Source organism: Collinsella sp. AM29-10AC (genome assembly GCF_003469085.1).
In the GTDB taxonomy this organism is placed as follows: domain Bacteria; phylum Actinomycetota; class Coriobacteriia; order Coriobacteriales; family Coriobacteriaceae; genus Collinsella.
The window spans coordinates 1-12779 of sequence record NZ_QSKB01000027.1 but is presented as its reverse complement, the minus strand read 5'-3'; the positions used below and the strand labels follow the sequence as shown (position 1 = coordinate 12779).

Here is a 12779-nt window from a genome sequence, read left to right as displayed (position 1 = left end):
GCTACTCCTCCCCTCGCGCGGCGGCCAACGCCTGTACCAGCGTAAAGTTGCCCTCGTAGAGCGCGCGACCGGTGATGGCGCCCTCAATAGCGCCCTCGCCCACCGCGGCCAGTGCGCGGATATCGTCGAGCGTCGAGATGCCGCCCGAAGCCACGACGGGAAAGCCCGCGACCTCGGCCACATGGCGATACGCCGCCACGTCGATGCCCGTCTGCATGCCATCGCGCGCGATGTCGGTATACACCAGATGCTTAAAGCCCAGCTCGGTGAGCTGCGCCACGGCGTCGTCGAGCGCCACACCCGCGCCGTCGCGCCAACCATTCACCTTGACCTGGCCGTCACGGGCGGCAATGTCTGCCACCAGTAACTCGCCAAAGCCTTGCGCCGCCACCTCGGCAAATCCCGGCTCGGTCACGAGCACCGTGCCTAGCGCGATGCGACGCGCGCCGTAGCCGGCCAGCTCGTCGATGCGCGCGAGCGAACGAACGCCGCCGCCCACGTCCGCGGACAGACCGTCGACGCCGCAGATGGCCTTAATCGCTGCCGAGTTGGCAGCGCGCGCGTCCTCGTCCTCGCCAAAGGCAGCGGACAGGTCGACGACGTGCACCCAGCTCGCGCCCTGCTCGGCAAAGGAGCGGGCAACGGCCACGGGGTCGTCAGAATACACCTTACAGCGGCTCCGGTCGCCGCGCTCCAGGCGCACGACCTTGCCGCCGATCAAATCGATTGCGGGAAACAGAATCATCGGCCGGCCCCCTCGACGATGCTCACGAAGTTCTTAAGGATGCGCTGACCCAGCGCAGAGGATTTCTCGGGATGGAACTGGCAGCCCCACACGTTGCCGTGGCGCACGATGCACGGGAAGCTCCGTGTATAGTGCGTGCGCGCCAACACATCGGCGGCATCGACGTCGTCGGCCACCGCGTAGCTGTGAGTGAAATACATGTTGGCGCCCTCGGCAAAACCGGCAAGCAACGGATCGGCCGCACCGGCGGGCGTCATGCGCACCTGGTCCCAGCCCACGTGCGGGACCTTCAGACGGCTCGACTCCAGGTGCGTGCACGAGCCACGCATGATGCCCAGGCCATCGACCCAGGGACCACCGGCCTGCTCGGAGGCATCGTCGTCCGCGTCCGCGTCCTCGTTCGCAGGCACGCCCTCGTTGCCGCGCTCAAAAAACAGCTGAAGGCCCAGGCAGATGCCGAGCAGCGGAGTTCCGGCGGCAACGGCATCGAGCACGGCCACCTCCTCGCCGCTCTGACGCATAAAGGCGATCGCGTCATAGAACGCACCCACGCCCGGGATGACCAGGCCGTCGGCGTTGCGGATCTGCTCCGGATCGTCCGACGTGCAGGCGGCAGCACCGGCGCGCGCAAGCCCGCGCACGACGCTCGACAAGTTGCCCTTGTGGTAGTCGACCACCACGATCTTCGGTTCGCCCACGCGACCCCTCCACTTCTCATCATCCAAAACCACCACAAAGAGGACAGGCATCTTCGTGGTGGTTTTACCCTTGTGACGGTTACAGCGAGCCCTTAGTGCTGGGGATACCCTGCACGCGGGGATCGAGTTCGCAGGCGCGGCGCATCGTGCGGCCCACTGCCTTAAAGGCGGCCTCGATAATGTGGTGCGAATTGCCGCCCGCCAGCTCGCGCACGTGCAGCGTGAGCTTGGCATCGCGCGCAAAGGCATAGAAGAACTCGACGGCCAGCTCGGTATCAAAGCTGCCCACGCGCTCAGTCGGCACGGGCAGCTCGCAATAGGCCTGCCCGCGACCCGAGATATCCACGGCGGCCATCACGAGTGTCTCGTCCATGGCGATCGCCGCGTCGGCAAAGCGCGTAATACCCGCCTTGTCGCCCAGCGCCTGGCAAAACGCCTCGCCCAGCACAATGCCCGTGTCCTCAACGGTGTGGTGCGCGTCGACCTCGACGTCGCCCACCGCATGCACCGTCAGATCGAACAGGCCATGGCGGCCAAAAGCGTTGAGCATGTGGTCGAAAAACGGCACTCCGGTCGAGATATCGCACACGCCAGATCCGTCCAGGTCGAGCTTTACGACAATGTCGGTCTCGCCCGTCTTGCGGGTTACCTCGGCATAGCGGTCCATCTACATCTCCTCCTTCACCAGCGCGGCAAACGCGGCCAGCACCTCGTCGTTTTCTTGCGGGGTACCCACGGTAATGCGCAGGCAGTCCGCGAGCCCCGGCGCGTAGCTAAAGTCGCGCACCAAAATTGAATACTCGTCGCGCAGACGCTCGCGCACGCGCGTGGCATGCGGCGTGCGCACGAGCACAAAGTTCGCCGCGCTCGGCCATACCTCCACGGGCAGGCCCTCGGCAGCCATTGCGCGCAGGGCGCACAGCTCGCGCTCGCGCTCGGATGCGACCTGTGCCACCACGGGCGCGTACGCATCGCGGGCACGCACGCAGGCAAGCGCCGCCGCCTGGCTCAGCACATTGACCGAATAGATCTGGCGAATCGCCGCGAACACGTCGATGACTTCGGGTGCCGCGATCACGTAACCCAGACGCGTACCGGCAGCGCCAAACGCCTTGGACAACGTATGCAGAATCACCAGGTTGGGATGCTCGGCGATAAGCCCCTGCGCCGTGGTGGCCGCGCCAAACGAATCGTCGGCAAACTCAACGTAGGCCTCGTCGACCATGACCATGCCGGGGCACGCATCGCACAGCGCCGCGACAAAGTCGAGCGGTGCCACGTCGCCCGTGGGGTTATTGGGCGAGGTCACGATGGCCAGGTTGCACTCGGGTGCCGCCGCAAGCACGGCTGCCTGGTCGAGCTCAAAGGTCGCCGGGTCGCGCCACACATCGCGCACCTCGGTCTGGCACAGAGACGCAAAGAAGGCATACTCGCTAAAGCACGGCGGGCAGTTGAGCAGGGTCCTCCCCGCGCCACCAAACGCCAGCAGATAGTTATAGAGCAGCTCGTCGCCGCCGTTTCCCACGCAGACATTCTCGCGCGCCACGCCATGCCAGGCAGCAAGCTCGTCGCGCAGGTCGTTCGACATGGGATCGGGATAGCGGTTGAGCGGCGTGGCAGCCAGGGCCGCATCAACCGCCTCGCGCACGCCGGCGGGCACGGGATAGGTGTTCTCGTTGGCCGAAAGATTGATGCGCGTGGGCGTAAAGTTAGGATCGTAGGGCTCAATACCGGTCAGGTAAGGCTGGACAAGCTCCTTCATGCGGGGCGTCAGCTCGGCCATATTAGGCCTCCCCGCCGGTCGCACCGGCGCCATCCGCGCCTGCAGCCGCCAGGTCCACGCCCTCGGCAACCGTCGCCACGGCGTCGCCCGGCCAGGCGACCTTGGTCAGGTCGGCCGCAGCCAGCGACTCGGCACTCACGGCATCCTCGCCCTGCTCCAGCACACGACGACGCAGTGCGGCCGAAAGCGCGTGCGCCCACAGGCCCTCGGCCTCGGCCAGACGCTGCGTAGCGGGAGCGTCGGAGAGCAGGCCCTCGGGCGTATAGCATATAACGCTCGAGCGCTTAACGAACTCTTCGACCGAAAGCGGGTTGGAGAACATGGCCGTGCCGCCGGTCGGCAACGTGTGGTTGGGACCGGCAACGTAATCGCCGAGCGGCTCGGAGCTCCAAGCGCCCACAAAGATGGCGCCGGCGTTGCGAATGCCGCCGAGCAGGCCCATCGCATCCTTGCAGTGCAGCTCAAGGTGCTCGGGCGCCACGGTGTTCACGGCCTCGACGGCGGCCGCCATGTCGGCGGCCACCACGATGGCGCCTTCGTTGTCGAGCGAGGCACGCGTGATCTCGGCACGCGGGGACTGTGCCACCAGGATGCCGATACCTGCCTCAACCTCACGCGCAAACTGCTCGTCGCAGGTCACCAGATAGCAGGCCGCCAGCGGATCATGCTCGGCCTGGGCCATCAGGTCGGCCGCGACCACCATGGGCTTGGCCGTGGCGTCGGCCAGCACGCAGACCTCGGAGGGACCGGCGACCATATCGATACCCACATCACCCGAGACAATCTGCTTGGCAGCGGCGACAAAGGCGTTACCCGGGCCGGTAATCTTGTCGACACGCGGAATGGTCTCGGTACCGTACGCCAGCGCGGCCACGGCCTGGGCGCCGCCCACCATATAGATTTCGTCCACGCCGCCGAGCTTGGCCGCCGCGAGCGTATAGGGGCTAATCAGACCATCTTTTTGCGGCGGGGTCACCATGACCACGCGCTCAACGCCGGCGACCTTGGCGGGAATGGCGTTCATAAGCACGGTGGAAGGGTACTGCGCGCGACCGCCCGGTACATAGATGCCGGCCGCCGCGAGCGGGGTCACCTTAACGCCGAGCATCGTGCCGTCCGGGCGCGTGGTAAACCAGCTCTGCTCGACCTCGCGCTGGTGGAACTCGCGAATCTGGCGTGCAGCCTTTTCGAGCGCCGCGACGAAAGCGGGATCGAGGCCTTCGAGCGCGGCATCGATCTGCTCTTGCGGCAGACGGAAGCTCTGCAGCTCAACGCCGTCAAAACGCTGACAGTAATCGCGCACCGCGGCATCGCCGTTGGCGCGCACGTTGGCCACGATATCGCGGGCGGCGTCGACGATGTTTTGCGGCAGCACGCCCTTGCGGTTGAGCTGGTTGGTAACGAGGCGCTCACCGGGAGCAAGCTTGATAGTCTTCATATCGGTATCCCCTATCGGTCGAGGTTGTGTTCGAAAAACGAGAGGCCGGGCGGCGGCGTCAGTCGGCCCGCCGCCCGGACGTTGGGGCGCCCGTGCGCGCTCGCGCTATTGTGCCGAGCCCGCGACGGGCTCAAAATGCTTGTCCTTCACGGCAGTCGCCAGGCGATCGGCCAGGTTGCGAACGCGCGGGTCCAGGCGCGCGGCGCCCGGGTTGACAAAGAAGCGGGCCGTGCAGTCCATGATGCGGCCGGTGATGACCAAGTCGTTGTCGCGTAGGGTGGCACCAGTGGCGGTAATGTCCACGATGCGATCGGTCATGCCGACGATGGGCCCCAGCTCAATATTGCCATGCAGCGAAACGATGTCGGCGTTCACGCCGCGCTCGGCATACCAGGCACTCGCGATGCGCGGGTATTTGGTTGCCACGCGAAGCGACCCGCGACGGGCATAGTTGCGCTCGGCCTGACCGGCGCGCCATGCGGGTTCCGCCTCGATAAAGGTGCACAGGCCGTAGCCCAGATCGACCAGCTGTAGCAGGTTGAGGTCGGCCTCGATGAGCGAGTCCCAGCCGCAGATGCCGCAGTCGGCACCGCCGCAGCCCACAAAGGCGGGCGCGTCGCTGGGACGCACGATGACAAACTCGATATCGCCGACCGCGCCCTCGCCGGCACGCGTGTCGCGGCCGCGCACGATCAGGTGACGGCCGGGGTCGCGCAGCTCCGAGACATCCAAGCCCGCGGCCTCGAGCACGTCGAGCGTGTCGGCCTTGAGCGAGCCCTTGGGCACGGCGATGCGAAGCGGGCCCTCGACGCCACGACCCACGGCGTGATCGCCATCGGAAGCGGCGTCCTCGGCCGAGGTGCGCGCGGCCTCCAGGCGCTCGAGCGAAAAGGCGAAGCCCGCCGCCGGCACCTCGATGCCGTCGCCAAATGCGCCGGTAAAGATGGAGTCATAGCGTCCGCCCGAACCGACCGGATCGGGCAAGCCGCCGGCATAGGCCTTAAAGACCAGGCCCGTGTAGTAATCGAAAGAGTTCATGATGGAGAAGTCGAACGACAGCACCTGGGCGTCCTCGGGTGCCAGGCCCTCGACCAGGGCACGCAGCTCGCGCGTCAGCGGCGCGACGATACCGGCGGCCTCCAGCAGCGCGTCCACGCGGTCGAGTACCTCGGCACCGCCGTGCAGACGCGGCAACTCGCTAATGGCGGCCTTGACGGCATCGGACTCGGCGCTTGCCGCCACGCGGGCATCGAGGCCCACAAAGTCGTTGGCGTGCACGCAGCGCAAGGCCTCGGCGGCCAGCTCGCGATCCTCGCACGCCGCGAGCAGCTCCTTAAACGGACGCACGCTACCTGCGATAATGCGCGCATCGGGCAGCGCCAGCTCGCGCACGGCCTCGGCCACGAGCGAGACAATCTCGACATCGCCCGCGGTATCGCCCGCACCGATAAGCTCAAAGCCCAGCTGCGTAAACTGACGCGAGCCACCGGCATTGCGCTGGCACTCGCGAACCACCGGCGCCTCATAGCGCAGGCGCAGGGGCAGGTCGGCCGCGCGCATGCGGGTCGAGACCAGACGCACGATCGGTAATGTGTTGTCGGGACGGACCACCAGCAGACGGCCATCATCGTCAAAAAGCTTAAACGGCGTGTCCGCGATGCGGCCGCCATCCTCGAGTGAACCCTTGTCCTCGAGCAGCGGCGTTTCGACCGGAAGGTAATGATGCTCCCTGAAGCAGCCCTTCACCGTATATGCGATCTCCTCGCGCGCCTGAGCCTCCTCGGGCAATATGTCCCGGAACCCCCACGGTGTGGCCGTCATCTGGTGAGCCTCCTCATGCTGTGTTTCATATAGAGCAGAAGACCGGCATAGCTCCGCCGGTCTTCTGGGTACTTTAGCATACTAGAGTGCTTGCGGGGAAAATCCGTCGCAACCGCTCACACCGTATTCATCTGGAAACATAGAGTAGGTTGCCGCAGCCCAACCCCACCTAGGCGCCAATCGCACGACGATACTCTGCCATTACCTGCGCATCGGCAGCTGCGGGGTCGGCAAAATAGCGCCCGTCATAGGTCTCGGCCGAAACAACTCCGCGATAGCCGCGCGCCACCAGCCTATCCAGGTCAGCGCGCATATCGCGGTCGCCGTCACCCCAGGCAAGATGCGTCGTGCCATCTGCCGCAACATCGACAAAATGCACGTGGGCGACATCATCGCCAAGCAGGTCGAAGTAATCGTCGATGGTATCCCCCGCCACCGCCATGGCGCCCATATCCAGACACGCCTTAAGTGCCGGATGATCAACTGCCTCGATCATGCGCTTCGTATCGGCCGCCGAGTTCACGATCATCGACTCAACCGGCTGTAGGGCCTCGAGCACCAGTCGCACGCCGCGCTCTCCCGCATGCTCGGCAATCGCACGCAGCATCGAGGCGCTGCGACCCCACGCATCCTCAATCGGCTCGTTCAAAAATGCCCAGCCGCTCGAGACCATGACCTGCTCGGCTCCAAGTTCCGCCGCGATATCCACAACGTTCTTAAAGTACGCGAGCGTGCGGGCACGCGCCTCATTCCCGCGCGCCGCGATATTCCACGGCTTGGGGTTGTTCTGTTCGGGACAAAGCCCCACAATCCGAACCCCATACCGCTGTGACAGCTCCCGCACCTGCTCGATCGAATCGTATCCATGGCAATCGACATACAGATGCATCGCCCCGGTCCAAAGCTCGCAACACGTGTAGCCCGAGGCCGCTGCCGAGGAAAAGAATTCCTCAAGGTCAAAATAACGATGGCTGATATTCATGACGGCAAGCTGCGGATACTCCATCTTGTCCACCTTTCGGCAAAAGGGCGCCGCAGCACAATGTGCGCGACGCCCCCTCTTATATTGTTTTAATTATGACGGATACCCTACTGGACACCAAGCACTCCAAAGAACGCGCCGGCGATACTCACGAGTAGGATCACGAGCATGATGAGCAGCGGATTCATCTTCTTCTTGAGCATGAGATAGACAATTCCAAACAGCCCCATCGTGACAAAGCCCGGGAAGATTCCGTTGAGCAGCTCGGCGAGCGTCTGAGCGCCATCGCCCGCGCCGACCATGAGCGGAATGTCCACGGTGACCATCTCCATGGTCATAGCGCCGATCACCATGGCGCCCATGATAGAGGCCATCTTGACGATCGTGTCCATAATGCCCGATTCCTGGACCTTGCTGATCATGTCCGAGCCAAAGCGATATCCCACAAACGTCAGCAGGTAACGGATGATGTAGTGGGGGACGTTGAACACGAGCAGGAACAAAATCGGGCCAAGAATAGAGCCCTGCAGCGCCAGCGACGTGCCGACACCCGTTGCCAAAATTCGCAGCGTACCCCAGTAGAAGGCATCGCCCACGCCGGACAGCGGTCCCATCAAAGCAAGCTTGACATTAGAGATCGCGCTCGTGTCAAAGTTATCTTCGGTGGCGTTGACTTCTTCCATTGCGGCAGCAATGGACATGGGGAGCGTCGAGATATACGGCGTGACGTTATAGAGCTCCATATGGCGCTTGAGTGCGGCCTTAAAGTCCGCATCCTGCGGATACAGCTTGCGAAGGATCGGCATAAGGGCCCACATAAAGCCGATATGGCCCATACGCTCGTAGTTCCAGGAATGCTCATAGGGAATCGAGCGCCAGAACAGCTTCTTAAGGTCTGCGCGGGAAATCAGCCCGTTGTAAGAAGACTCAAACTTAAAACTCATCAAACCCACTCCCAATCGCAGGATCCTCGGTTGCCGCTGCGGGCTGCTCCGCCTTTTTCTTGTCACCCAAAACCGTCATCGCGACGACGATAATCGCGGCAAAGATCGCCACGCCCGTCGTGCTAATGCCAAAGTAGGCGACGAGGAAGAAGCCGGCGAAGAAGAACGGAGCCACTGTTTTGTTCATAATCATCTGCGCCAGCATCGCAAAGCCGAGTGCGGGCAAGAAGGCGGCGGCGACATCCATGCCGGTCTGAACGAAATCGGGGATGATGTTGAGCAGGCTGGCAACAGCATCGGCGCCAAAGAAGAATGCCAGGGGAATGATCAGCAGGCCGCACCAGCTCTGCGCGTAACCGGCGATGAGCATGTTGCGCGTGATGGCCTTGGTGTCTCCGTCCTCGACGTTTTTGTCGATACGGTGCACCAGCAGCAGCATGACCGGCTGGCCCAGGGCCGTATCGAGCGCCAGGACGATCGTTGCGATGGGAATACCCAGGGTCAGGGCCGCCGAAGCGTCCGCGCCGGCCTGCATGGCAAGAGATACACCCAGGATAGTGCCGGAAATCGTATCGGGCGGGTTATAGGCGCCGACCGAGATGGCGCCGACCATGGCAAGCTCCATCGTGGCGCCCATAATGGTGCCGGTCACCACATCGCCCATGACAAGGCCGACCAACGGTCCGAGCACAATGGGGCGCTGAAGGTAACTCGTACCGGTCAGCCACTCGAATAGCCCAAAAGGGCAATCAGGAAAATCAGGATCGTCTTGATAACCATGACAGCCCCTAACCGATGACCTTTGCGGCGTCAGTCTTCGCATCCGCCGGAATCATCTGAATGAACAGCTCATAGCCCTCGCCGAGTAGCTCCTTCACGTAGGCCTCGTTCTCGGACGTAAGGAATACGCTCGTCGAGACCTGGCGGGCATCCTCGCTAAAGGCCACATTGCCGAGGTTGATCTTTTTGACGCCCATCGCCTTGGCGACGGCACCGGCCTGTTGGATCGTCTCGCAAACCACGAAGAGCTTGTACTTGTCGGTCACACCGCTCTGGAGCGCCTTGACGGCATCCTCGGTGTTTTTGACGACGACCTTGCATCCTTCGGGCTTTGCAAGGGACAGGGCCTGCAGACGAAGCTTGTCGTTGAGGACCGTGTCGCTCACTAACAGGATGCAGTCGGCACCCAGAGCCGAGGTCCAGCTAACGGCAACCTGGCCGTGAAGCAGTCGATAGTCCACGCGAATCATCTGAATCATGATGTGCTCCTAACGATTAAAACTCATCGAGTTCGGCCTGCCCCAGCAGGTCGTTGACGTACTTGACCTTGGTGTCGTCCGCCTCGACGATCTGGCGAATGGCCTCATCGATCGGGGTGGAGTCGGGCACGAACAGCAGCTGAATAAGGAGCGGCAGGTTCATATTGGTCACAAGGTGCGTGTTGGGGCGCGTCTGGACGATCTTGGTGAACTCGTTGTTGACGCTGCCGCCAAAGAGGTCGGTGCAAACGACGACCTCATCGTCCGCGGCAAAGTCGTCCAGAATCGCCGCAGCCTCCTTGACCAGGTCCTCGTTTCCGTCGACATACATAGACAGCGCATGGACGTTTTCGCGCTCGCCGGAAAGCAGGCCGATGCTCTCGACGATTCCAGACGCGAAATGAGCATGGGACGCCACGATAAACTGCCTCATTCGATTCCCCTTTCTTGCGAACTTCGGCATAAAAATGCCCGGACGCATGCGCCCGGGCAGGGTGCTTCTTGATCAGTAGCTAATTTGTCGCCGATTAGTAATCGAACTGGTGATAGTAGCGACGGTAGTTGAGGTTGTGCTTGGTGACCGTCTCGTAGTAAGCGGCAAGGCGATCGGTGATCAGCGAGGAGAGGATCCACGGAGACACGATGACGCGGAACTCGTCGTCAAGGCCGGGGATCGCGAACTCGGCGGTGTCGATGATGTTGATGTCGGTGTCGCCGGTCACGCCGCGGGTCAGGAACGCGCGGACGCGCTCGTCGAGCTTGCGGTTCTCGTCCTCGCCCATGAACAGGAACACGGGGACGCCGGGCTCCACGAGCTCGAGGGTGCCGTGGAAGAAGTCGGCCGAGGTGATGTAGCGGGTGCGCTTCCACTGCATCTCCTCCAGGATGCACATCGAGAACAGGATCGTCTCGCCCCACAGGGCGCCGGAGCCGATGAACATGGTGTAGGGGGCCAGGGCGTACTTCTTGGCGAGCTCCTCGGCGCGCGGCTCGAAGCTCTTGCGGATGTCGACCAGGTGGGTCCAAACGTCCTTGGTCTGCTCGATGAACTTATCGAACTTGGGGAAGCAGCCGCGGCGGTTGAGCAGGCGCAGGCCGAAGCAGTCGGCGAGGTAGTAGCCCATCTCGCAGCCGCCGTTACCGTGATCGGAAGCCATCTTGACGCAGTTCTCGGCACCGACAGCCTGGCCGATGGGGCCCTCGGGCTTGGTCATGGCGTAGACGCGCACGCCCATGTCCTTCATCTTCTTGACGGCCTCGAGGACCTCGGGGGTGGTGCCGGACTCGGAGGCGGTGAGCACGACGGACTTCTCGGTCATGCGCTTGTGGCCCATGACGTTCCACTCGGCGGCGTGGATCAGGTAGACCTCGAGGTCGCGGTCGCCGAACTTGTTCATGAGGTACTCGAGCTGCATGAGCTCGTCCCAGGTGCCGCCGACGCCCATCAGGAACACGGCGTCGTAGCCCTCGTCGGCGACCTTGTCGGCGAGGGCGGTCATCTTCTTGCCGGCCTCGTAGACGTTCTTGCCGTCCTCGACGTAGCCCTCCTGGCTAAAGTGCATGATCTCGATCTTCTCGGTTTCCTTCATGGCTTTTCCTTTCTGCCCTGCACGCGAATCTATACATCGCGTTTCTTTTCGATACCAATTATAGACATACAGCTAACGTGTTTTTAATACCACTTTACAATCTGCTCCAATCCTCGGTGAACGGTCGAGATTCTCTGGTGAGTGGTCTTAAATTAGAATTTGATGTATAGCTAACGCCCCTGGCGTCTCCCTTGTGTGACAAAGAACAGCGTTCCTACCAGCGCAATAATGGTCGATGCCCCAAACAATACCGTCTGGACGCCCAAAGCCTCCGCCAAAAACGGAGCCGCCAGCAGCGGCACCACGCCGGCGCTCATCAGGCCAAAACGCACAAAGCCGGTAATGCGCCCCAGGTATTTGATGTCGGCGCGCTCCTGAATCAAGATCATCTGCAGCGGCTCCAGGAACCCCCAGGCCAGACCGTTAATCGCCTGACCGACAATCGCGACCCCCAGCATATCGGTGCCCACGTACACCATGGACCCAATGCCCACGGCCATGAGCGCGCCGAGCAGCAATCGCAGGTTGACATGGCGAGCAGAAAGCTTGGTCAGGATGAACGCACCCACCGAGGAAGTGAGGCCCACGACCGAGGACAGCCAGCCCAGCCAGACGATATCCACGTTGAGCACATCGCGGTAGAACAACGACTCCAGCGAATCGAACGCGCCGAACGCAAAGAAACCCAAAAAGCCCGAGATAAAGATGAGGCGCAAGTCGTGGTCGCGAAACGTAAGTCGCGCACCCTCGGCCATACCGCCCAGAATACCGCCCTTCGGCTTCTCCCCTTTTGCGGGAGCAACACACTCATGACAGCCCAAGGAGAGTACGGCCGCCACACCCATCATGCCCGCCATGAGCAGATAGACCGATTGCGTGGCAAAACAGCTCACGATGGCACCGCCGAGCAGCGGGCCAGCGGTATAGGCGATATTGCTGTAGAACACCATGAGACCGTTCACGCGGGTACGGCCCTCGGTGGTCGACTCTAGGTATCCCGGAAACGCATGCGTGCAGGTGTTGATAAAACCGCCCGCAAGTCCCAAGACACACGCGGCAAACACAAGCCCGGGGACAGACAACGGCGCCAACCCCACGCCAAGCGAAAGCACCGCCGTAATCACGCACGTCACAAACGACGTCCGACGCGGTCCAAAGCGATCGATGACCGAGCCCGACACCATATTGCCCACCGACGTCATAAGATTGCGCACGAGCGTAATGGCAGCAACCAAAAAGGCCGTGCCAGCCAGATCATACGTGGCCGCACCGATAAGCCCCAAAAAGTAGACCGCGTTGTTGGCGCACCACTGCAGGGACTCAATAAGAATCAGCCTGACCTCTGCCGGCGTCAGGCGCATTGCTTCGCGATCCTTCGCGAACATACGAACTCCTTCTATACAAAAAGGGGATGGAGGGCATAGGCCCGCTCCATCCCCTTTCCAGGTTGCAACGAAAATCTATGCAGCCGGGCCCTTACGCCAGCACGCCGAAGAACGCGCCGACGATGCCCACGACCA

General features: G+C 62.5%; 13 protein-coding genes. All 13 read right to left on the bottom strand.

Annotated features, from left to right (window positions below; all coding sequences use genetic code 11):
• Position 1: 1 nt before the first annotated feature.
• Positions 2 to 745 carry a HisA/HisF-related TIM barrel protein gene (locus DW754_RS08820; protein ID WP_117759416.1) on the bottom strand — a complete coding sequence of 248 codons (744 nt, stop codon included), beginning with the start codon at positions 743 to 745 and terminating at the stop codon, positions 2 to 4.
• Positions 742 to 1443, bottom strand: coding sequence for an imidazole glycerol phosphate synthase subunit HisH (locus DW754_RS08815; protein ID WP_118334194.1), 702 nt, complete (start codon positions 1441 to 1443; stop codon positions 742 to 744). The genes DW754_RS08820 and DW754_RS08815 overlap by 4 nt, the downstream gene beginning before the upstream one ends.
• A gap of 79 nt (positions 1444 to 1522) precedes the next feature.
• A complete protein-coding gene (gene hisB, locus DW754_RS08810) occupies positions 1523 to 2110 on the bottom strand; it encodes an imidazoleglycerol-phosphate dehydratase HisB (protein WP_117757617.1) in 588 nt (195 codons plus the stop codon).
• Entirely contained in the window at positions 2111 to 3226 is a 1116-nt protein-coding gene (gene hisC / locus DW754_RS08805; RefSeq protein ID WP_199411482.1) for a histidinol-phosphate transaminase, read from the bottom strand.
• A gap of 1 nt (position 3227) precedes the next feature.
• Positions 3228 to 4664 carry a histidinol dehydrogenase gene (gene hisD / locus DW754_RS08800; RefSeq protein ID WP_117759412.1) on the bottom strand — a complete coding sequence of 479 codons (1437 nt, stop codon included), beginning with the start codon at positions 4662 to 4664 and terminating at the stop codon, positions 3228 to 3230.
• A gap of 105 nt (positions 4665 to 4769) precedes the next feature.
• Complete coding sequence (gene hisG, locus DW754_RS08795; protein WP_117759410.1) at positions 4770 to 6485, bottom strand: ATP phosphoribosyltransferase; 1716 nt, start codon at positions 6483 to 6485, stop codon at positions 4770 to 4772.
• A 169-nt stretch (positions 6486 to 6654) separates the two neighbouring features.
• Positions 6655 to 7491, bottom strand: coding sequence for a sugar phosphate isomerase/epimerase (locus DW754_RS08790; RefSeq protein WP_117759408.1), 837 nt, complete (start codon positions 7489 to 7491; stop codon positions 6655 to 6657).
• An 83-nt stretch (positions 7492 to 7574) separates the two neighbouring features.
• Positions 7575 to 8411 carry a PTS system mannose/fructose/sorbose family transporter subunit IID gene (locus tag DW754_RS08785; protein ID WP_117759406.1) on the bottom strand — a complete coding sequence of 279 codons (837 nt, stop codon included), beginning with the start codon at positions 8409 to 8411 and terminating at the stop codon, positions 7575 to 7577.
• Positions 8401 to 9234, bottom strand: coding sequence for a PTS sugar transporter subunit IIC (locus tag DW754_RS08780; RefSeq protein ID WP_199411481.1), 834 nt, complete (start codon positions 9232 to 9234; stop codon positions 8401 to 8403). Before DW754_RS08780 ends, DW754_RS08785 begins: the two co-directional genes overlap by 11 nt.
• Positions 9200 to 9670 carry a PTS sugar transporter subunit IIB gene (locus DW754_RS08775; protein ID WP_117759404.1) on the bottom strand — a complete coding sequence of 157 codons (471 nt, stop codon included), beginning with the start codon at positions 9668 to 9670 and terminating at the stop codon, positions 9200 to 9202. Before DW754_RS08775 ends, DW754_RS08780 begins: the two co-directional genes overlap by 35 nt.
• A 16-nt stretch (positions 9671 to 9686) precedes the next feature.
• The gene (locus tag DW754_RS08770; RefSeq protein ID WP_117757609.1) at positions 9687 to 10103 is read right to left on the bottom strand and encodes a PTS sugar transporter subunit IIA; all 417 of its coding nucleotides are present in this window, start codon (positions 10101 to 10103) and stop codon (positions 9687 to 9689) included.
• Positions 10104 to 10197: 94 nt separating this feature from the next.
• The gene (locus DW754_RS08765; protein ID WP_117833490.1) at positions 10198 to 11259 is read right to left on the bottom strand and encodes an SIS domain-containing protein; all 1062 of its coding nucleotides are present in this window, start codon (positions 11257 to 11259) and stop codon (positions 10198 to 10200) included.
• Positions 11260 to 11429: 170 nt separating this feature from the next.
• Complete coding sequence (locus tag DW754_RS08760) at positions 11430 to 12644, bottom strand: MFS transporter (protein ID WP_199411504.1); 1215 nt, start codon at positions 12642 to 12644, stop codon at positions 11430 to 11432.
• Positions 12645 to 12779 lie beyond the last annotated feature (135 nt).